Below are 18,996 nucleotides of genomic sequence, written 5' to 3' on the forward strand. Positions count from 1 at the left end.
AGAACGGGCGACTCGCGCGTCCGGAACGGGCGACTCGCGCGTCCGGAACGGGCGACTCGCGGGCTGGCCGTTCCGGTGCTCCGCGAGTCGCCCCTTCTCACCCCGCGAGTCGCCCCGTTTCCGTCCGCGAGTCGCCCCTTCCGTTCCGCGAGTCGCCCTGAATCCGGGCACGAGTTGCCCCGGGATCCGTGAGTGACGGGGGACGGGGGGTCGCCGTCGTGCGACCATCGCCGCTGTGAGCGAACCCCGGGACGCCGTGGCCGACCTGCGACGGATCGCCTTTCTGCTCGAGCGCGCACACGAGTCCACCTACCGCGTGCGGGCGTTCCGCACCGCGGCGGCGGTGCTGGGTGGGCGGGACGCCGACGAGATCGCCGGCCTCGTCCGGTCCGGCGAGCTGGTGCGGCTCAAGGGCGTGGGTGAGGTAACCGCCCGCTGCGTCACGGAGTCGGTGGCCGGGGAGGAGCCGGTGTACCTGCGGAGGCTGGAGGCGACGGAGGGCACGCCGCTCGACGAGGCCGCCGCGGCGCTGCGGTCGGCCATCCGCGGCGACTGCCACAGCCACACCGACGCCTCCGACGGCGGCTCCCCGCTGCGGGAGATGGTGCTGACGGCGCAGGAGCTGGGCCACGACTACCTGGTGATCACCGATCACTCGCCCCGGCTCACCGTGGCCAACGGGTTGTCGGCCGAGCGCCTGCGCGCCCAGCTCGCCCAGGTCGCGGAGCTCAACGTCGAGCTCGGCGACGGGTTCCGCGTGCTCACGGGGATCGAGGTCGACATCAACGAGGACGGCTCGCTCGACCAGGACGAGGACCTGCTGGCCGAGCTGGATGTCGTCGTCGCGTCGGTGCACTCGAAGCTGCGGATGCCCCGGATCGAGATGACCGAGCGGATGCTCACGGCGGTCGCGAACCCGCTGGTCGACGTGCTCGGGCACTGCACGGGCCGGATGGTCACGGGCGGCCGCAAGCGGCCGGAGTCGGAGTTCGACGCAGGCGAGGTGTTCGCCGCCTGCGCGGAGTACGGCGTCGCGGTGGAGGTGAACTCGCGCCCCGAGCGGCTCGACCCGCCGAAGCGGCTGCTGCGGCTGGCCGTCGAGGCGGGCTGCTCGTTCACCATCGACACCGACGCCCACGCGCCGGGGCAGCTCGACTGGCTGGGCAACGGGTGCGAGCGCGCGGCCGCCTGCGGGGTGCCGCCGGACCGGGTGCTGAACACCTGGACCGCCCAGCGGCTGCTGGAGCGCACCCGCTGATCCGGCCACCCGGCAGCGGATCCCGCCCTCCGGTGTGACGTAAATCCGACCCGACCGAGTGGTCGCCCTGTGCACCGGGACGACTACCGGGGAGGATGATCGTCTACATCATCAGGGGAGGGGTGGCAGGCCGCCACCGGCGACCGATAGGTTTTCCGCCCCGGTCCGGTGACCCTGATGGCGAATGTGGACGACGTCGGAGAGGCTGGCACGGGACAGCACGACCACCCACCCGGAGCGCGCGCTCCGGGTCGGCAACCCCGGGTAGGGCCGGGGACCACGAGCCGTGGGCGGCGGGGGGCGAAAGGATCTGGGGCCGTCACCCGCCGCCCACGTACCACGAGTCACACCTGCCGGGCGAGCAGATCGTCGGCGGAGGGCGGGTCGGCGCCGCGGCGGGAACAGGTGATCGCCGCGGCGGTGACGGCCTCGTCGAGCAGGGTGTCGAGCGTGTCGGCGGCCATCGCCCGGAGCTCGGCGCGCGCCGGGGCGCCGAGCAGCCCGCGTCGGTGCAGCCCCGCGAGCAGGGCTGCGGAGAACGTGTCGCCCGCCCCCACCGTGTCGATGACGTCGACCGTGACGCCCGGGCGTCGCGACCGCACGCCGGACGCGGTGCCGGCGAGCGCACCCCCGGCGCCGAGGGTGACGGTGACGAGGGCGGGTCCGCGGCCGAGCCAGTCCTCCAGCACGGCCTCCGGAGTCGAACCGGGCACGAGCCACTCGAGATCCTCTGAGCTGACCTTGACCACGTCGGCCACGGCGAGCAGCTCGTGGGCGCCGGCGAGCACGTCGCCGGGATCACCCATGAGCAGCGGACGGCAGTTCGGGTCGTAGCTGATCGTGGCGGTGGCCGCGGAGCGGGTGAGCAGCTCGCGCAGGACGCGGGCGCCGGGCGGGGTGGTGAGGGCGAGCGACCCGGAGTGCAGCGCGACGACGGGCCCGTCGAGGGCGCCGGCGAGCTCGTCGGGCGTCCACTGCCAGTCGGCCGTGCCCGCGATGCGGAAGTCGTAGCTCGGCACGCCGTCGGCGTCGACGGCGACCATCGCGAGCGACGTCTGCTCCTGCGCGCGCACCGCGTGGTCGAGCTCCACCCCGTTGGCGGTGAGGTGCTCGCGGACGCGGCGGCCGAGCATGTCGTCGGCGATGCGGGCCAGCAGCCGGGACGGCACGCCCAGCCGGGACAGGGCCACGGCGACGTTGGCGGGGCTCCCGCCCGGCGCAGGCTCGAAGTAGTCGCCGACGGGCGCCGGGACGAGGTCGACGAGCGCCTCACCTGCCACGGCGACGATGCCGGACTCGCTGGGTGGACTGATGACGGCTCCCCTCGTCGGGGCGGACCCGTGCCCGCCGCCGATCATGCTGACGGGTGGACGACGCTTCGCGCCACTGCGCTGCCCAGCCCGGTGATCAGCCCGGTGGTGCCGGGGCGGTGGAGGCGCGCACCACGAGCTCGGGGCGCAGCCGCTCGGACTCCGCCTGCTCACCCCGCAGCAGCCGGGTCAGCAGATCGACCCCTCGACGGCCCACCTCGCGCATGGGGGAACGCACGGTGGTCAACGGCACCGGCAGCTCGGCCGCCAGCGGGGTGTCGTTGAAGCCGGCCACGGAGATGTCCGTGCCCGCCCGCAGGCCGCGGTCGCGCAGGGCGCCGAGCACGCCGATCGCGGCGAAGTCGTTCACCGCGAAGATCGCACTCGGCGGCGGACCGCAGGCCAGCAGCTGTTCGGCCGCCGCGCGGCCGCCCGGCGCGTCGAACCCGGACGCGACGACCCGCGGGGCGGGGATCTCGATGCCGGCCGAGGCGTAGGCCGCGACGAAGCCGGCGGTGCGGTCGATCCCGGTACTCGCGTACGGCTCACCGGCGACGACGGCGACGTCCCGGTGCCCGAGCGCGAGCAGGTGCTCACCGACCATGCGGCCGCCGAGATGGTCGTCGCACGTCACCGACGGCAGGTCACCGGCGCGGCGGCTCACGAGGACGAAGGGCACGCCCCGTGCGGTGACCTCGGCGAGGAACCGCGCGTCGGCGTAGGCGTCCCCGAAGATCATCCCGTCCACGCGGCGGGCGAGCACCATCTCGGTGCGGCTGCGCTGGATCCCCGGATCGTCGTGGGTGTTGGTGACGAACGTGGACAGCCCGTGGCCGGCCGCGGCCTCCTCGATGCCCTCGTAGATCAGCGCGAGAACGATGTCGCTCAACCGCGGGACGAGTACGCCGATCAGGTTGCTGCGCCTGGTCCGCAGGCCCGTGGCGTGGGGGTTGGGCCGGTAGCCGAGCTCGTCGGCCAGCCGGCGAATCCGTTCGACGGTGGCCGGACCGGCCGCTCGTCCGCTTTCCCCGGACGTACCGTGCAGAACTCTCGAAACGGTCGATACATGTAATTCGAGTTGATCGGCGATCATCCGCAGCGTGATCGGGAATGATCTGTTCGCGCTCACCGATTGCACTGCCTTCCCTACCGCCGGTTTTCGCGACCGTAACAACGGATCATTGACATCCGCCGCCCGGGGCTGGAATGTTACCCGAACGTTTGGGTTGCGAACGGCTGTGCCGCCGTCCCCAGTAAAGCCGGAAGGACCGATAGATGCCCAAGGAAATCTTCGTCGCATTCGGGGTCGATGTCGACGCCGTGGCCGGGTGGCTCGGCTCCTACGGCGGGGAGGACTCGCCGTGCGACATCTCGCGCGGCATGTTCGCGGGCGAGGTGGGGGTGCCGCGGCTGCTGAAGCTGTTCGAGCGCAAGAACCTGCGCACCACCTTCTTCGTGCCCGGGCACTCGCTAGAGACGTTCCCCGACCAGACCAGGATGATCGTCGACGCCGGGCACGAGGTGGGGGCGCACGGCTACTCGCACGAGAACCCGATCGCCATGACGCGCGACCAGGAGAGCGCGATCCTGGACCGCAGCATCGAGCTCATCGAGAAGCTCGCCGGCAACCGGCCCACCGGCTACGTGGCGCCGTGGTGGGAGTTCTCCCCGGTCACCAACGAGCTGCTGCTCGAGCGGGGCGTCAAGTACGACCACTCGCTGATGCACAACGACTTCTCCCCGTACTACGTGCGGGTCGGCGACAGCTGGACGAAGATCGACTACTCGCGGCCGGCCGAGGAGTGGATGAAGCCACTGGTGCGCGGCGAGGAGACCGGCCTCGTCGAGATCCCCGCCAACTGGTACCTCGACGACCTGCCTCCGATGATGTTCGTCAAGGCGAGCGCCAACAGTCACGGGTTCGTCAACCCGCGCCAGCTCGAGGAGATCTGGCGTGACCAGTTCGACTGGGTCTACCGGGAGATGGACTACGCCACGTTCACGATCACCATCCACCCGGATGTCTCCGGGCGCCCGCAGACGCTGCTGATGTTGGAACGGCTGATCGAGCACATCAATGGACACGACGGCGTGCGCTGGGTCACGTTCGACGAGATCGCTGATGACTTCCTGAATCGTTTCCCGCGGTCCTGAGAGTCCGTTTCCCCCGTTTTCAACCATTCTGAAGAGGGCACCGCCATGTCCGCTGTACCCGAGACGGGCGCCACTCGCGCGACCAGATCATTTCCGCGAGTAGGGGTTCGGGCCACCCGCAAGGCGACGATCATCGCCTTCTTCGCCTGGCTGTTCGCGGTCTTCGACTACATCATGTTCGGCACCTTGCTACCGCAGATCGCCGGCAGTTTCGGGTGGACCGACGCCACGGCGGCACTGGTCTCCACCCTCGTGTCCGTGGGCACCGCGGTCATCGCGCTGGCCGTGGGGCCGATCGTCGACCGCATCGGGCGCCGCAAGGGCATGATCCTCACCGTGTCGGGCACGGCGGTCGCGTCGGCCCTCTCGGCGGCGACGCCCGGCGCGGGCTACCTGATCGGGGTGCGGTCCCTCGGCGGCCTCGGGCTGTCGGAGCAGGCCGTCAACGCCACCTACCTCAACGAGCTCTACGCCGTCACCGACGACGAGGTGATCAAGCGGCGCCGCGGCCTGGTCTACAGCCTCGTGCAGGGCGGCTGGCCGCTCGGGGTGCTCCTGGCCTCGGCGTGGGTCGCCATCTTCCTGCCGCTGATCGGGTGGCGGGGCTGCTTCCTGCTCGCGGTGTTCCCCGCGGCACTCATCGCCCTGATGCGCCGCGGCCTGCGCGAGAGCCCGCAGTTCGAGCTCGAACTGAAGCTGCGCGCTCTGCGCAAGGAGGGCAAGACCGCCGAGGCGGCGGAGCTGGCGCGCTCCTACGGCGTCGACGACCAGCCCGCCGCCCCGCTGGCGGCGATCTTCCGGGGGCAGGCGCTGCGCAACACGCTCGTGCTCGGCTTCGCCTGGTTCATCAACTGGTTCGGTATCCAGCTGTTCAGCGTCCTGGGGACGAGCGTGCTGACCGAGGGCAAGCACGTGAGCTTCGAGAACTCGTTGGTGCTCCTCATCGTGGTCAACGCCGTGGGCTACCTCGGTTACATCGCGCACGGCTTCCTCGGCGACCGGCTGGGCCGCCGCAACGTGATCGCGTTCGGCTGGATCATCTCGGGGATCCTGTTCGCCCTGATGCTGACGGTCGCCAACGGCACGGTCAGCGTGGTGGTGCTGTACTCACTCGGCATGTTCTTCCTGGTCGGCCCGTACGCCGCGATGCTCTTCTACATGGGCGAGTGCTACGACACGACATGCCGGGCCACGGGCACCGGCTTCCTCAACGCACTGTCCCAGCCCGGCGCGATCGTGGCCGGGGCCATCGTCACGGGGATGCTCGCGAGCGGCTCCACCTGGGGTCACGCCGCGCTCCTGGTCGGCGCGGTCGGCACGTTCGTGTCCGGGTTCGTCATGTTCGGTGCCCGCAAGGCACCGCTGCTGCAGTGTTGATCGGAGGATCGATGTCCGAACCGGCACGAGTCGCGGTCATCACCGGCGCCGCGAGCGGGATCGGCCGGGCGCTGGCCGTCTCCTATGCGGAAGCCGGGGTGCGCACGGTGGTCGGCACCTTCCCCGGCGACCCGCACGACCCGCACGAGACCGCGAAGGCGGTGGCCGAGGCGGGCGGCGAGTGCGTGGTCCACGAGGTGGACGTGCGCGATCCGCGGCAGGTCGACGCCTTCGCCCAGCGCGCCGTGGACGAGTGGGGGCGGCTCGACATCGCGGTGGCCGCCGCCGGCGTGCTGCGCCGCGCGGCGCTGGCCGACCTCACCGACGACGCGTGGGACGACATGCTGTCGGTCGATCTCACGGGGGTGCTGCGCACGCTGCGGTCGGCCGCGGCGCGCATGGACGGCGGCGCGATGGTCGCCGTGTCGTCCATCGCGGGCGGCGTCTACGGCTGGGGCGACCACGCTCACTACGGGGCGGCCAAGGCCGGCGTGCTCGGGCTGTGCCGGAGCCTCGCGGTGGAGCTCGCACCGCGCGGGATCCGGGTCAACACGGTGATCCCCGGCTACGTGGTCACACCGCAGTCGCTGGACCCGGTGAACTCGCTGGGACCGGAAGGCCTGGAACGCGCCGGGCGGGACATCCCGCTGGGCCGCGCGGGCCGTCCCGACGAGGTGGCGGCGGTGATCCGGTTCCTGACCTCGGAGCAGGCGTCCTACGTGACCGGTCAGACCATGGTCGTCGACGGCGGGCTCACCGTCCGCATGCCCGCATGACGGGGGCGTCCGATGGCTGAGCCGCACGAGCGGGGCGTCCTGGCCGGCCGCACGGCGCTGGTCGTCGGTGGCGGCAGCGGGATCGGCCGAGCCATCGCCGAGGCGTTCGCCGCGGCCGGTGCGGACGTGGTGGCCGCCGACCGGAAGAACGCGCAGGTGGTCATCGACGTCACCGACGAGGAGTCGGTGCGCACCGCGGTCGCCGAGGCGTCCGCCCGCCTGGGCCGGATCGACGTCCTGGTCAACTCCGCGGGCATCCTGACCGAGTCGCCACTCGTCGAGATGGATCTCGCCACCTGGTCCGCGACGCTCGCGGTCGACCTGACCGGGGTCTTCCTCTGCTGCCGGCACGTGGTGCCCGGCATGGTGGAGCGCGGCTTCGGCCGCGTCATCAACATCGCGTCGCAGCTCGGCATCAAGGGCGGCCGCGACCTCACGCACTACTCCGCGGCCAAGGCGGGCGTCATCGGTCTGACGAAGTCCCTCGCCCTCGAGGTCGCCGAGCACGGGGTGCTCGTCAACGCCATCGCGCCGGGGCCCATCGAGACGCCGCTGGTGGAGGGCATCACCGAGGAGTGGAAGGCCGCGAAGCGCAAGGAGCTTCCGCTCGGCCGGTTCGGGCTCCCCGAGGAGGTCGCGCCCACCGCGGTGCTGCTCGCCAGCGATCCCGGCGGCAACCTGTTCGTCGGCCAGACGCTCGGGCCGAACTCCGGGGACGTGATGCCGTAGTGGCACGGGAACACTGAATGTGCGGTGCGTGCGGGGACCGGACCGCGTCGGACTGGGGGAGACCCTGGTTCTCCGACCTCGCGGCGCGGACCGCCGCGGTCACGGCGCTGCTGCGGCTGGTCACCCGGCCCGGGGTGCGGGCCGCCGCGCGCAGCGGCGGCTGGCTGGTCACCGGACCGACCGGCGCGACGACGGTGTGCGGCGGCCTGAGCGCTCTGGTCGCCGCTGTGCGGCCGTTCGGGCCGGCCGTCCCGGAGTTCGACCCCGCCGCGTCCGGGCGCCTGGCCGTTCCCGAGCAGGACGGCCGCGAGGGGCTACGCCTGCGCGTGGATCCGGGCGCGCCGCGGACGGCCCTGCGCCCGGGCCTCACCGCGATGGTGGTGCCCGACGACGACACCGCGCTCCGGGTGCTCGCCGCGCTCTCCACACCGCCGTGGTCGCTGCGGTACTACCTGCGCGAGCTGAGCGGTGTCGGTGCCCCGTGGGGGCGGCCCGGCTCCGTGCTCACCGGCACCGCGGTCGACGTCGTGGTCTGGCTGGAGTGGGCCAGGCAGGCGGGAGCCTTCGACGCCGGGACGGTCGCCGCGCGGTGCCCGCTCGACGACCGGCGGGAGCTCGACGTGGAGATCCGCGCCGGTCACGTCGTGCGCGCCCGCTGGGAGCCGGCGTCCCCGGCGAGCTGACCGGACTCAGCTGCGCACGACCCCCACGAGGTTGGACAGCACGCCGTCGTGGATGCGCTGCAGTCCCTTCGGCGCGAACGTCCGCTCGAAGAAGCCGCCGATCCCGCCCGCGCCGTTCCACGTGGTCTCCACCGCCACGACGCTGCGGTCGGCGCCTGCCGGCGTGACCGTCCACGTCGTGACCATGCTGGAGTTCGTGTCCCGCTCGACGATGCGGTCCTCCGCCGGGACGCCGACCTCGACCAGCTGGTCGCGCACCCGCTTCTTCGTGGCCTGCAGGGTCCAGTGCACCCGCGTGCCGGCTCCGGTGCCACCTGCCTCCACGCGGTAGTCGCGATAGTGCTCCGTGAGAATCGTCGGCCGCACCGTCTCGTAGTCCGCGAGCGCCGCCCGCACGCGCTCCGCCGGGGCCTCGATGGTGCGTGTCGACCGGGCCGTCACCTGTGCCATGGCCCCATCCTGCCCCGGCGCCGCGCTGCGGTCCGACCGGGATCAGGGTGTGGCGGGCGCCTTCTTGCCCTCCGGGGTGGCCGCGAACCACTTGCCGCCCACGCCCTGGCCCGTCGCGGTGCCCGGGGCGGTGTCGCCCGAGTAGCGGTAGAGCGCCCACCCGGCGAGCGTGAGCTGGCTCGTGCCGTCGGAGCGTTGCACCATGCCGATGAGCGACTGGTTCACGCCCTGCAGCGACAGCTTGCCCTCGGGGTCGACGATGATCGGCGGCCACTTCGCCGCGCACTCGCCCTCGCACGTCGCCGTCGGCGGCTTCGCCTTGTCCTGGTCGAACCGGTAGAGGGTGAAGCCCTCCGCGTCGGTGACGACCGGGCCGACCTCGGGCAGGACGCGCGCGGCCAGCACGGTGCCGCCGGTGGCCGCGCCGGCGCCGGAGGCACCACCCGCCTTGCCGGACGGGGACTGGGCGGGAGCCGACAGTGGGGAGGGGGACGAGCTGTAGCCGTATCCGTCATCGCCGGTGGTGATGCCCCCGCACGCGCTGAGCGCGAACGTGAGGGTGGCCATTGCGGCGATCGGCAGGATCCGGGGTAGGCGCATGGGGGAGCTCCTCGATCAGGCGGCCGGTTCGGGGCCGGCCGTCTCCTCACACACGTATGTCCGTGGGGGTGGGTTCACCCCATTTCCGGGTGCCGGGCGACGGGTCGGTCAGCGGTCGGGCGGCTCCTCGGCCGGCGGTTCCTCGGATGGCGGCTCGTCGAGCTCCGCGCCGGAGACCTGCTTGCCGGCCTCCGTGACCTCTGCCGCCGGTACCTTCTCGAGGGACTCGTGCATGTGGGACGCCGTGGGCCGCGCCTCGACCATGGCGTGGCGCATGCCGTCGACGAGCCGGCCCACCGTGTCCCCGGCGTCCGACAGCTCGTCGAGCAGCCGGGCGAGATGCTCGGTGATGAGGCGCGCCAGGCGGTAGGCCTCCAGCGCGATGGCGGTGACCGCCACTGCCGTGGACGCGCCGGCGGTGACCGTCGCCGCGGCGAGCGCGGAGATCGCCTGGCGCACGGCCCAGGCGAGGAAGTCGGCGATGAGGTCCCGGACCAGGGCACGGACGGTCCCCACGGCCGCTCCCGAGCCGAGCACGACGTCGGCCACGCCGTCGGCCTGCCCGGCCACGTCGACGACCGATCGCGTGTACCGGTGCACCGCGGCGCGGTAGGCCTCGCCCGCCTGCCCGCTCCAGCCGGGCACCCCGGTGGCGGTCTGGTCGGCGGCGACGCTGCGCAGCTCCGCCGCGATGTTGCTCCACGTCCGGGCCTGGGCGATCACCTGCTGAGGGTCGCCCGCCAGCGCGTCGAGGGGCTCGCGCAGGAACCAGACGTGCTCGATGAGCCAGCCCGCTCCCGACGACAGGACCTCGTCGAACGGGTCGGTGACGGCTCCGAGCGTGTCGAGGCCTGCTCCGGCTGCGGCGAAGGCGATCGTCAGGCCGTCCGGTTGCTCCTGGGCCACCGCATCCCCGAGATCGGCCCAGCTCGACGCCAACCCGGTGCCCTCCAGGACGGGGATCTCCCCGTCGGGCTCCGCGACGAGCGTGGTGCTGCCCGGTGGGGTGGGCTCCGCGGGTGGTCCGGGCTCGCTCACCGTCCGCCTCCGAACCCGGCAGCGGTGCCCTGCTCGAGCTCCCGGTAGGCGGCGGCGCTGGCCCGCACCCCGTCGGCGATCGACCCGGCCTGCTCGGTCAGCGCGGCGACCACGACCGACCCGGCGCGCGCCGCCTCGCTCGCGGCGCCGGCGAAGACCTGGCCGATCACCCCATAGGCGGCCGGGTCGAGCGGCCGGGCGGCAGCAGCCACCGCCCGCATCCGCGCGGCCAGCGCGTCGACCTGCCCCGCGTGGGCGTGGAGCACCCCGTCGTCGACCTCGAACCCGCCGGTCATCGCTCGCCCTCGCTGCGCTGGGCCGGCAGGTAGGACCCCAGCATCCGCGTGGCTTCCGGGCCGATCAGCGGGGAGACGGCCGCGGCGGCGCGGCGAGCCGCCTCCCCCTTCGCCTCCTGGGCCGTGGCCACGACGGCTGCGGCGAGCTGCACGCGGGTCATGGTCTCGGTGCGCTCGGACAGCACCAGCCGGTGCAACGCGCCCGCCGGGTCGACCGTGACGGTGACCGCCCCGTCCCGGCTCGTCACGGTGGCCGACGCGTCCGCCAGTGCCTTCTGCGCCTGTGCCGCCCGGGCTCCGAACTCCTGCAGCCGCTCCTGGTAGGAGGCCAGCCACTGTGCTCCGTCCATGGGGCGGACGGTACGGAGGGGAGCAGCGTCCCCGAGGCGATTCGGCAGAACTCGTCGAGATCAGGAGCCGTCGCCCCCTTACCGCGGTACGGGCTCCGGGACGGGTGCCATGCCGTGCAGGTGGTAGAGCTGGGCGTAGCCGGGACTGGCCGAGAGGAGTTCGGTGTGGGTGCCGGCCCCGGTGATGCGGCCGTCCTCGAGGTACAGGATCCGGTCGGCGTCGGTCACGGTCAGCAGGTTGTGCGAGATGATGATGGTGGTGCGCCCGGCCATGAGGCGGCGCAGTGGTACGAGGATGCGCTGGGTCGACTCGGCGTCGAGGCCGGTGGTGGGCTCGTCGAGCAGCAGCACCGGGCTGTCGCGGATCATCGCCCTGGCGATGGCGACCCGCTGGCGCTGCCCGCCCGAGAGCAGCCGGCCGCGTTGTCCGATGCGGGTGTCGTAGCCGTCGGGCAGCTGGTCGATGAAGGAGTTCGCGTCGGCAGCGGTCGCCGCCTTGATGAGCTCCTCCTCGGTGGCGCCGGGGCGGCCCCAGAGGATGTTGTCGCGGATGGTGCCGTCGAAGACGAGCGTCTCCTGCAGCACGGGTGTGATGTTGCGCCGGAGATCGGTCAGGGTCAGCTCCCGCAGATCGCGCCCGTCGAGGGTGATGGAGCCCGAGTCGGGGTCGAAGAAGCGCAGGAGCAGCTTCGCCAGCGTCGACTTGCCGGCCCCGCTCGCGCCGACCAGCGCGATCCGCTGCCCCGGTTCGACGACGAAGTCGATCCCGGACACGGCCGGGCGCCCGGCGTCCTCGTACCCGAACGAGAGGCCACGCACCTGGAGCGAACCTCGGGCCCGGGTCAGCGGAGCCGGGTCGTCGGGCTCCACGACGGCCGGGGTGAGGTCGAGGAGCTCGATGACCCGCTCGGCACCGGTGCTGGCGGAGAACAGCCTGTTGGTCAGCTTCCCGAGTCCCTGGATCGGACCGTAGAGCTGGGTCAGGTAGGCCACGAAGGCCAGCACCCCGCCGAGGGTGATGTTGTTGTTGGCGAGCTCCCACACGGCGAACCCCACCACCAGCAGCACACCGACCACCTCGAGCAGGTTGGTCAGGGGGGAGAACATGGCCTGCAGGCGGGTGGCACGCATCTGCGCGCGATAGGCGGCGAGGTTCTCCGTGTCGAACCGGCTCTGCTCCTCGTCCCAGCGGTCGTAGGCGCGCACCAGCGCGGCGTTGCTGAAGCTCTCCTCGGCGACTGCGGTGATGGAACCGGCCTTGCGCCGCCTCTCACCCGAGGCGATCTTGATCCGGCTGGAGAAGGACCGCGCGACGAGGACGAATCCCGGCGTGGCGACCAACGAGACCAGCGCGAGGCGCCAGTCGAGATAGAACAGCGCGGCGACGAAGAACGCGAGCTCGAAGACGTAGGTCAGCCCCGCTCCGACGCCGGAGAGGATGAGCTGCTCGATCGCCGCGATGTCGCCGGTCAACCGGGAGAGGATGTCGCCCAGCTCGTTGCGGTCGAAGAAGGTCGACGACTGGCGGTGCAGGTGGCCGAAGACCCGGCTCCGCAGGTTCAGGATGAACCGTCCGCCGACCCAGGCCGCCAGATACTCGTCGAAGAAGCCCACGATGCCGCCGACCACCGTCAGCACCAGGTAGGCGCCTGCGACCTTCGCGAAGAGATGGAAGTCGTGCGGTTGCAGCACGTCGTCGATCAGGATCTTGAGGAGATAGATCGTGGCGGCGCTCATCAACGGACCGACCACGATGAGCAACAGGCTGGTCCACACCCAGCCCCGATACGGGCGGGTGTCGGGCCAGAAGCGACGGAAGATGCTGGTCAGGCTCACCGGCGGTGCCTCCGGCAGGAGGTCCGTGGCCACCAGTAGCCGTGTGACGGACAGGCGCGGCGCCGGCGCGTCGGGCGCCTGCGTGGTGTGGCGTGCGTTCATCATCTCAACCCAGGGCCGGCGGAATCAGGACCGGCGGCCGTGGTGGTAGCCGCCGTGGTGGACTTGCCGTGGTGGTGGTCCGGCACGAGAAGAATTGCGCAGCACGCAGCTATTGCCGACGGGGCGACAGGTGAGCCCCTGCGCGGCGGCGAACCGGAATTCGACGCGGGAGCACGACTGCTGCGGCGGGACTCTCCTCAGCGGTTCGGAGTAGGCCGCCGATTCGTTCCGGGCGAAGAAAGTCGGCATCCGGAAACGTGGGCAGTCGGTCGGCGCGCGGCTGCGTCATTCCACCGGAGCGGCGCCGGACGCACGGGACGGTCGGTGTACCGATGGATCCTCACCGGCCCGGCGGATCGCGGGTCGTCGGTGTATCCGCTGGTACTGCCTCCGTGTGCGGCCTGGGTGGCCCCGTACACAGCGGGTGGGGCCACCCAGGGCCGTCATTCATTCAGTCATGCAGTCAATCAGTCGTCGTCGTCATCGTCGTCGTCGTTGTCGTCGTACCAGTAGCCGTCGTGCCACTTGTGGTCGTTGTCGTACCACCCGTCGTGCCACTTGCGCTTGCTGGCGCTGCCGATAACGAACAGACCGATCCCGCGAGCCTTCATGTGCTAGCTCCTCCTGCGTTGTTTCCGAGCGCCGTATGGCGCTCTACTGCAGGGAACGTGACCCGCCGATGCGCGGATCAACAATTCTGTGGGCGTCACCCGAATAGACCTAAGAGTTATCCCGCTCTTCGGGGGCTCTTGGTTCACCCGTTAGGCAAGGCGTGCATTTGTGTCCTGCATGATATCGGTCATCAAAGTGATATGACGGAACTGCCGGCGCGCGTTGCGCCAGCGGTCACCGCGGGTCGAGCGCCAGCACGGTGGGCACGGGCTCCGTGGCGGGTTCGATCTCTGCCAGGGCCGGTGTCGTGCCCTGCAGGTGGTAGAGCCGGGCGTAGCCGGGACTGGCCGAGAGGAGTTCGGTGTGGGTGCCGGCCGCGGCGATGCGGCCGTCCTCGAGGTACAGGATCCGGTCGGCGTCGGTCACCGTCAGCAGGTTGTGCGAGATGATGATGGTGGTGCGCCCGGCCATGAGCCTGCGCAGCGGCGCGAGGATGCGCTGGGTCGACTCGGCGTCGAGGCCGGTGGTGGGCTCGTCGAGCAGCAGCACGGGTGCGTCGCGGATCATCGCTCTGGCGATGGCGACCCGCTGGCGCTGGCCGCCCGAGAGCAGCCGGCCGCGTTGCCCGACGCGGGTGTCGTAGCCGTCGGGCAACTGCGTGATGAACGAGTGCGCGTCGGCCGCCGCCGCCGCTCGCACGAGCTCGTCCTCGGTGGCGCCGGGGCGACCCCACAGGATGTTGTCGCGGATGGTGCCGTCGAAGACGAGCGTCTCCTGCAGCACGGGGGCGATGTTGCGCCGGAGGTCGGCCAGTGCCAGCTCGCGCAGGTCGTGGCCGTCGAGGCTGATGGATCCGGTGTCGGGGTCGGAGAAGCGCAGGAGCAGCTTCGCCAGTGTCGACTTGCCTGCTCCGCTCGGACCGACCAGCGCGATCCGCTGCCCGGGCTCGACGGAGAAGTCGATCTCCGACAGCGCCGGGTGATCGGCGTCCTCGTAGCGGAACGAGAGGTTGTGCACCTGCAGCGCACCGTGGGCCCGGGCCAGCGGCAGCGGGTCCGCGGGCTCGACGACGGCCGGGGTGAGGTCGAGCAGCTCGATCACGCGCTCGGCACCCGCGCTGGCGGAGAACAGCTCGTTGGCCAGGTCGCCGAGGGCCTGGATCGGCCCGTAGAGCTGGGTCAGGTAGGCCACGAAGGCCAGCACGCCGCCCAGGGTGACGTTGCCGTTGGCGAGCTCCCACACGGCGAACCCGACCACCAGCAGGACGCCGATCACCTCGAGCAGGTCGGTCAGCGGGGTGAACATGGCCTGCAGGCGGGTGGCCCGCATCTGCGCGCGGAAGCTGGCGAGGTTCTCGGTGTCGAACCGGGCCTGTTCCTCGTCCCAGCGGTCGTAGGCGCGCACCAGCGCGGCGTTGCTGAAGCTCTCCTCGGCGACCGAGGTGATGGAACCCGTCTTGCGCCGTTTCTCGCCCGAGGCGACCTTGATCCGGCTCGAGAAGGACCGGGCGACGAAGAGGAACCCTGGTGCAGCGATCAACGCGGCCAGCGCGAGGCGCCAGTCCAGATAGAACAACGCGGCGACGAAGAACACGAGCTCGAAGACATAGCTCAGCCCCGACCCGACGCCGGAGAGGATCAGCTGCTCGATCGCCGCGATGTCGCCGGTCAACCGGGAGAGGACGTCGCCCAGCTCGTTGCGGTCGAAGAATGTCGAGGACTGTCGGTGGAGGTGGCCGAAGATCCGGCTCCGTAGGTTCAGGATGAACCGTTCGCCGACCCAGGCCGCCAGATACTCGTCGAAGAAGGCCACGATGCCGCCGACGAGCGTCAGCCCGAGATAGGCGCCCGCCACCAGCGGGAAGAGGTGGAAGTCGTGGGGCTGGAGCACGTCGTCGATCAGGATCTTGAGGAGATAGATCGTGGCGGCGCTCAACAGCGGACCCACCGCGACGAGCACCAGGCCGAGCCACAGCCGGCCCCGGTAGGGCCGGGTCTCGGGCCAGAAGCGACGGAAGATGGTGCGAAGGCTGACCGGCGGAGCCTCCGGCAGGAGGTCGGTTGCCACCAGCAGCCGGGTGACGGACAGGCGCGGCGCCGGCGGTTCAGGCGCTTGCGTGGCGTGGCGTGGGTTCATCATCTGGGTCCGGGACCACCGGGTGGCCCCGCCCGTCATGGGCGGGGCCACCCCGGTAGATCAGCGGTGGTAGCCGTGGTCGTGGTAGCCGTAGCCACGGCCCCGGTAGCTGTGGCGGCGGTAGCCGTAGCCGTGGCCCCGGTAGCCGTGGTCGCGGTAGCCACCGCGGCCGTACCTACGGCGGAAGTCGGCAATCAGCTTGATCTTTCCTGCACTCATGTGAGTACCCTTTCTCTCTTTCCGTTCAGAACACCGTGTGGCGTTCTAACTGGAGAACATACCTGGGGCCGGAGTTCATTCCACCGGCCACGCATCAGTTTGTTGAAGTGACTCTCTTCACGGCCTGCTTGTGTGTTCAATTATTAAAGAAGCGGTCGAGACTCTGTTTCGCGGAGCCGGTGGTTCCGCTTCGCCGGACGGCTGCCGGTCAGTATTTGCATCTCGTCGTGTTTTGCAGTCGGCTGCGTGCTCGGCTGTCGATGTGCCGAGTCGGCCGGGCGCGCCGCCGAGAATCTCCGCATCGTCCGGCGCGGCCACCTCGAGGCGGCTGCCGCAATCGGCGGAGGTGGCCCGAACGTAATCCCCAGTGCCCTGATCGGTCGCTTTCCGGCCTCGGACGTGACAATTCACGGAGTGCCGTGGTGGCGACGACGGCGGGAGCGGTCGTGCAGTGCCGACAGTCGGGCCCGGGACCGGTGGCAGGTGATCCACGCCTGGCCCGGTGTAGCTACGCGTCGTGGTGGAGACAACGGACGACGCGGACGAACCTGCTGGTAGCGGCCCCTGCGGGCGAGGCCGGGAGGCGGCCCCGCCCGTAACGGGCGGGGCCGACCGATCCGTCAGTAGTACTCCCAGTATCCGCGGTGGTAGTGGCGGTACCGGTCCCAGTACGGCTTGCGCCAACGACGACGACGCCTGGTGACCACGAGCTTCATCGTGAGACTCCCTTCCGTTTAACTTCCGAACGCTGTGTTGCGTTCTAACTCTAGAACGTACCTGGAGCGCGAGTGGATCCGGATTTAGGCCAGTGTTACCCGAATGGACTAGCGCCTCTCATTGCTTGCGAGGTGCGCACAATACCCCGATCTTCCGGATCTGACTGTGTGCCACGTATGAATCCGCCCAGTAAAGAGATCGTCGAGGGTTTCCCTCGATCGGGATATGTGTCCGGCGCTGACCAGGCATTTCTTGTCGGCCTCGGCGTGAGCCCTGCCGGAATCGGTCGAGGCGGGCCCGGAAGAGTCCGTGACGAATCGCGCGCATCGATCGGATCGGGCCGACCGGATGATCAACCCGGAAGTCGCGTTCCGGGGGTGGTGTCGATGTGGCCACCATCGCACCGACCCGATCGGCCCCTCGGTGTGTCGCGGGGAAACGGCCGGGCGCAGACCGCCCGGCTCGCATGTCTTTCACACAATCCGTTCGAAACCGGTCCGAGGTGCCGAAGAGGCGGACCGGGCCCATCGGTGATGATCAGGCGGGCACGCCGAGACCCGCAGCGGTCCGCCGGAGCGCGGCCCAGGTGTCGACGGGCAACGGCACGCCCTCCGCCAGCCGGGCCGCGCGGGTCCGGGCCTCCGGGTCGCCCGGGGCGAGCACCGGCAGGCCCGGGTCGATCGGGCGGGCGCCGAGAACCCAGTCGAGGTACTCCCGGCCGATCCGCTCGAACTCGGCCTGCGTGCCGAAGTGGGCGGGGGAGAGGTAGACCGAGAGCATCCCGTTGGCGATGCCGCGCCGGTCGCCGTCGAGCGGCCCCGCGCACCCACCCCCGGTCAGGGCACCCGCGAGCAGCTCGCACATCAGGGCGAGACCCGAGCCCTTGTGCTCGCCGAACGCGCGGATGGCGCCCGGGCCACCGCCGGGGCTGCGGAGGTCGGTGCTGGTGTACTCGCCGTACAGGACATGGGGGTCGCCGGAGCGTTGCCCGTCCGGGCCGATGAGGGCGTCCGGCGGCAGCGGCTTGCCGCCGTAGGAGGCCACCTGCACCTTGCCCTCGGCCACCAGCGACGTGGCGAAGTCCAGGACCACCGGGCGCTGCGGGAGCGGCAGCCCGATCGTGAACGGCGCCGTGGAGAAGCGGCGCTCGACCGCCCCGAACGGGGCCACCAGCGGCGAGCCCGCCACGTTGACGAAGTGGATCGAGATCAGCCCGGCCGCGATCGCGGTCTCCGCGTACGCGCCGACGCGTCCGATGTGCCCGGCGCCGCGCAGCGCCACGATGCAGGTGCCGTGGTCCCGGGCCCGCTCGATTCCCAGCTCCACGGCCTGCGATGCGACGGTCTGGCCGAAGCCGAGCTGCCCGTCGAGCACCACGAACGCGCCGCCGTCGGTCACCACCTGCACGTCGCGTCCGGGATGGACGTACCCGGAGCGCATCCAGTCGACGTAGATCGGTACGCGCACCACGCCATGGCTGTCGTGCCCGGTCAGGTTGGCGCCGACGAGCTCACGGGCGATGCGCCCGCCCTCCTCGTCGTCGCAGCCCGCCGCCACGAAGATGTCGCGCACCATCGATTCCAGCGCGCCCGCCGCCACCAGCTGCACCCGAGCGTCGTCCACCGTGTCTGCCTCATCGCCTGCCACGGCGACCAGGATGGCGGATCACCGCCCGGATCATCAGTCCTGCGGTTCGTCGGGCCACGCACCGAGGCAGAGCCGCGAGATGTCGTCCCACCGGCCGGCCCGCACCAGATCGGACGGCGTCAGCCAGCTGCCTCCGACGCAGGGGACGTTCGGCAGGGCCAGGTAGTCGCCCGAGTTGGAGGCGTCCACGCCCCCCGTGGGGCAGAAGCTGATCTCGGGCAGGGGCCCCGCGAGCGCCTTCAGATACCTCGGCCCACCAGCCGGGCCCGCCGGGAAGAACTTCATCTCGGTGATGCCGTGGCGCAGCAGGGCCAGCGCCTCGGTCGCCGTGGCCACCCCGGGCAGCACGGGCACGCGTTCGGCCAGCATCGCGGTGACCAGTGGCTCGGGGGAGCCGGGGGAGACCAGGAAGCGGGCGCCCGCAGCCACGGCCATGGCCGCCTGCTCGGGCCGGGTGATCGTGCCCGCCCCGACCACCATGTCGGGCACTTGCTCGGCCACCCTGGCGATCGACTCCAGCGCCGTGGGCGTGCGCAGGGTGATCTCCATGACGGGGACGCTCCCGGCCAGCAGCGCCCGCGCGAGCGGGACGGCGGCCTCGGCGTCGTCGAGGACCACGACCGGGATCACCCGGCTGCAGGCCATCACCTCAGCTGCCGATGTCGACATGCGGTACCTCCTCGGGGTCGGTGGGCACGGTCGAACG

The 18,996-nt window shown here is 71.3% G+C and carries 19 protein-coding genes; 6 read left to right on the forward strand and 13 right to left on the reverse strand.

The annotated features are described in order from the left end of the window. Positions 1-235 precede the first annotated feature (235 nt). Entirely contained in the window at positions 236-1,258 is a 1,023-nt protein-coding gene (locus HF577_RS12390) for a PHP domain-containing protein (RefSeq protein ID WP_169395956.1), read from the forward strand. Between the two features lie 344 nt (positions 1,259-1,602). Here the strand turns inward: HF577_RS12390 and HF577_RS12395 are convergent, their stop codons facing one another. Further along, on the reverse strand, positions 1,603-2,538 hold the full coding sequence (locus HF577_RS12395; RefSeq protein WP_312859098.1) for a carbohydrate kinase family protein: 936 nt from the start codon (positions 2,536-2,538) through the stop codon (positions 1,603-1,605). Positions 2,539-2,665: 127 nt separating this feature from the next. Beyond that, positions 2,666-3,661, reverse strand: a complete 996-nt coding sequence (locus HF577_RS12400) for a LacI family DNA-binding transcriptional regulator (RefSeq protein ID WP_169395986.1) — start codon at positions 3,659-3,661, stop codon at positions 2,666-2,668. Positions 3,662-3,843: 182 nt separating this feature from the next. On the opposite strand from HF577_RS12400, the gene HF577_RS12405 reads away from it, so the two are divergent. The 5 genes from HF577_RS12405 to HF577_RS12425 are packed head-to-tail and all read left to right on the forward strand — an operon-like array spanning position 3,844 to position 8,287. Further along, positions 3,844-4,722 (forward strand): polysaccharide deacetylase family protein, encoded by an 879-nt coding sequence (locus tag HF577_RS12405; RefSeq protein ID WP_169395958.1) that lies wholly within the window; start codon positions 3,844-3,846, stop codon positions 4,720-4,722. Positions 4,723-4,767: 45 nt separating this feature from the next. Then, the gene (locus HF577_RS12410; protein WP_169395959.1) at positions 4,768-6,099 is read left to right on the forward strand and encodes an MFS transporter; all 1,332 of its coding nucleotides are present in this window, start codon (positions 4,768-4,770) and stop codon (positions 6,097-6,099) included. Between the two features lie 11 nt (positions 6,100-6,110). Next, entirely contained in the window at positions 6,111-6,875 is a 765-nt protein-coding gene (locus HF577_RS12415; RefSeq protein WP_169395960.1) for an SDR family NAD(P)-dependent oxidoreductase, read from the forward strand. A 12-nt stretch (positions 6,876-6,887) separates the two neighbouring features. Further along, positions 6,888-7,604 carry an SDR family NAD(P)-dependent oxidoreductase gene (locus tag HF577_RS12420; RefSeq protein ID WP_169395961.1) on the forward strand — a complete coding sequence of 239 codons (717 nt, stop codon included), beginning with the start codon at positions 6,888-6,890 and terminating at the stop codon, positions 7,602-7,604. 17 nt (positions 7,605-7,621) lie between these two features. Next, positions 7,622-8,287 (forward strand): hypothetical protein, encoded by a 666-nt coding sequence (locus HF577_RS12425; RefSeq protein ID WP_169395962.1) that lies wholly within the window; start codon positions 7,622-7,624, stop codon positions 8,285-8,287. Between the two features lie 6 nt (positions 8,288-8,293). Here HF577_RS12425 and HF577_RS12430 read toward each other — a convergent pair whose 3' ends face one another. The 11 genes from HF577_RS12430 to eda form a co-directional block, all read right to left on the reverse strand. Continuing rightward, the gene (locus HF577_RS12430; protein WP_169395963.1) at positions 8,294-8,737 is read right to left on the reverse strand and encodes an SRPBCC family protein; all 444 of its coding nucleotides are present in this window, start codon (positions 8,735-8,737) and stop codon (positions 8,294-8,296) included. A 42-nt stretch (positions 8,738-8,779) separates the two neighbouring features. Further along, positions 8,780-9,337 carry a hypothetical protein gene (locus tag HF577_RS12435; protein WP_169395964.1) on the reverse strand — a complete coding sequence of 186 codons (558 nt, stop codon included), beginning with the start codon at positions 9,335-9,337 and terminating at the stop codon, positions 8,780-8,782. A gap of 108 nt (positions 9,338-9,445) precedes the next feature. Next, positions 9,446-10,375: a WXG100 family type VII secretion target gene (locus HF577_RS12440; protein WP_169395965.1), complete on the reverse strand. Its 930-nt coding sequence runs from the start codon at positions 10,373-10,375 to the stop codon at positions 9,446-9,448. Further along, positions 10,372-10,671 (reverse strand): type VII secretion target, encoded by a 300-nt coding sequence (locus HF577_RS12445; RefSeq protein WP_169395966.1) that lies wholly within the window; start codon positions 10,669-10,671, stop codon positions 10,372-10,374. Before HF577_RS12445 ends, HF577_RS12440 begins: the two co-directional genes overlap by 4 nt. Beyond that, a complete protein-coding gene (locus HF577_RS12450) occupies positions 10,668-11,021 on the reverse strand; it encodes a YbaB/EbfC family nucleoid-associated protein (RefSeq protein ID WP_169395967.1) in 354 nt (117 codons plus the stop codon). Before HF577_RS12450 ends, HF577_RS12445 begins: the two co-directional genes overlap by 4 nt. A 78-nt stretch (positions 11,022-11,099) precedes the next feature. Further along, positions 11,100-12,962: an ABC transporter ATP-binding protein gene (locus HF577_RS12455; protein WP_211174161.1), complete on the reverse strand. Its 1,863-nt coding sequence runs from the start codon at positions 12,960-12,962 to the stop codon at positions 11,100-11,102. 464 nt (positions 12,963-13,426) lie between these two features. Beyond that, on the reverse strand, positions 13,427-13,570 hold the full coding sequence (locus HF577_RS12460; RefSeq protein ID WP_169395969.1) for a hypothetical protein: 144 nt from the start codon (positions 13,568-13,570) through the stop codon (positions 13,427-13,429). Between the two features lie 235 nt (positions 13,571-13,805). Next, entirely contained in the window at positions 13,806-15,638 is a 1,833-nt protein-coding gene (locus HF577_RS12465) for an ABC transporter ATP-binding protein (protein WP_169395970.1), read from the reverse strand. A gap of 129 nt (positions 15,639-15,767) precedes the next feature. Then, on the reverse strand, positions 15,768-15,926 hold the full coding sequence (locus HF577_RS12470) for a hypothetical protein (RefSeq protein WP_169395946.1): 159 nt from the start codon (positions 15,924-15,926) through the stop codon (positions 15,768-15,770). 1,254 nt (positions 15,927-17,180) lie between these two features. Beyond that, positions 17,181-18,290: a malate/lactate/ureidoglycolate dehydrogenase gene (locus HF577_RS12475; protein ID WP_312859099.1), complete on the reverse strand. Its 1,110-nt coding sequence runs from the start codon at positions 18,288-18,290 to the stop codon at positions 17,181-17,183. Positions 18,291-18,323: 33 nt separating this feature from the next. Continuing rightward, positions 18,324-18,959, reverse strand: coding sequence for a bifunctional 4-hydroxy-2-oxoglutarate aldolase/2-dehydro-3-deoxy-phosphogluconate aldolase (gene eda / locus HF577_RS12480; RefSeq protein ID WP_169395971.1), 636 nt, complete (start codon positions 18,957-18,959; stop codon positions 18,324-18,326). Positions 18,960-18,996 lie beyond the last annotated feature (37 nt).

It is taken from the genome of Pseudonocardia xinjiangensis (assembly GCF_012911925.1).
In the GTDB taxonomy this organism is placed as follows: Bacteria; Actinomycetota; Actinomycetes; order Mycobacteriales; family Pseudonocardiaceae; genus Pseudonocardia; species Pseudonocardia xinjiangensis.

What these genes read in the sequence shown, in the direction of transcription:
- HF577_RS12420 (WP_169395961.1), top strand. Translation starts at nt 6,888, where the DNA reads ATGGCTGAGCCGCACGAGCGGGGCGTCCTGGCCGGCCGCACGGCGCTG.
- HF577_RS12405 (WP_169395958.1), top strand. Translation starts at nt 3,844, where the DNA reads ATGCCCAAGGAAATCTTCGTCGCATTCGGGGTCGATGTCGACGCCGTG.
- HF577_RS12455 (WP_211174161.1), bottom strand. Translation starts at nt 12,962, where the DNA reads ATGATGAACGCACGCCACACCACGCAGGCGCCCGACGCGCCGGCGCCG.
- HF577_RS12470 (WP_169395946.1), bottom strand. Translation starts at nt 15,926, where the DNA reads ATGAGTGCAGGAAAGATCAAGCTGATTGCCGACTTCCGCCGTAGGTAC.
- HF577_RS12445 (WP_169395966.1), bottom strand. Translation starts at nt 10,671, where the DNA reads ATGACCGGCGGGTTCGAGGTCGACGACGGGGTGCTCCACGCCCACGCG.
- HF577_RS12450 (WP_169395967.1), bottom strand. Translation starts at nt 11,021, where the DNA reads ATGGACGGAGCACAGTGGCTGGCCTCCTACCAGGAGCGGCTGCAGGAG.
- HF577_RS12425 (WP_169395962.1), top strand. Translation starts at nt 7,622, where the DNA reads ATGTGCGGTGCGTGCGGGGACCGGACCGCGTCGGACTGGGGGAGACCC.
- HF577_RS12435 (WP_169395964.1), bottom strand. Translation starts at nt 9,337, where the DNA reads ATGCGCCTACCCCGGATCCTGCCGATCGCCGCAATGGCCACCCTCACG.
- HF577_RS12460 (WP_169395969.1), bottom strand. Translation starts at nt 13,570, where the DNA reads ATGAAGGCTCGCGGGATCGGTCTGTTCGTTATCGGCAGCGCCAGCAAG.
- eda (WP_169395971.1), bottom strand. Translation starts at nt 18,959, where the DNA reads ATGTCGACATCGGCAGCTGAGGTGATGGCCTGCAGCCGGGTGATCCCG.
- HF577_RS12400 (WP_169395986.1), bottom strand. Translation starts at nt 3,661, where the DNA reads ATGATCGCCGATCAACTCGAATTACATGTATCGACCGTTTCGAGAGTT.
- HF577_RS12410 (WP_169395959.1), top strand. Translation starts at nt 4,768, where the DNA reads ATGTCCGCTGTACCCGAGACGGGCGCCACTCGCGCGACCAGATCATTT.
- HF577_RS12430 (WP_169395963.1), bottom strand. Translation starts at nt 8,737, where the DNA reads ATGGCACAGGTGACGGCCCGGTCGACACGCACCATCGAGGCCCCGGCG.
- HF577_RS12415 (WP_169395960.1), top strand. Translation starts at nt 6,111, where the DNA reads ATGTCCGAACCGGCACGAGTCGCGGTCATCACCGGCGCCGCGAGCGGG.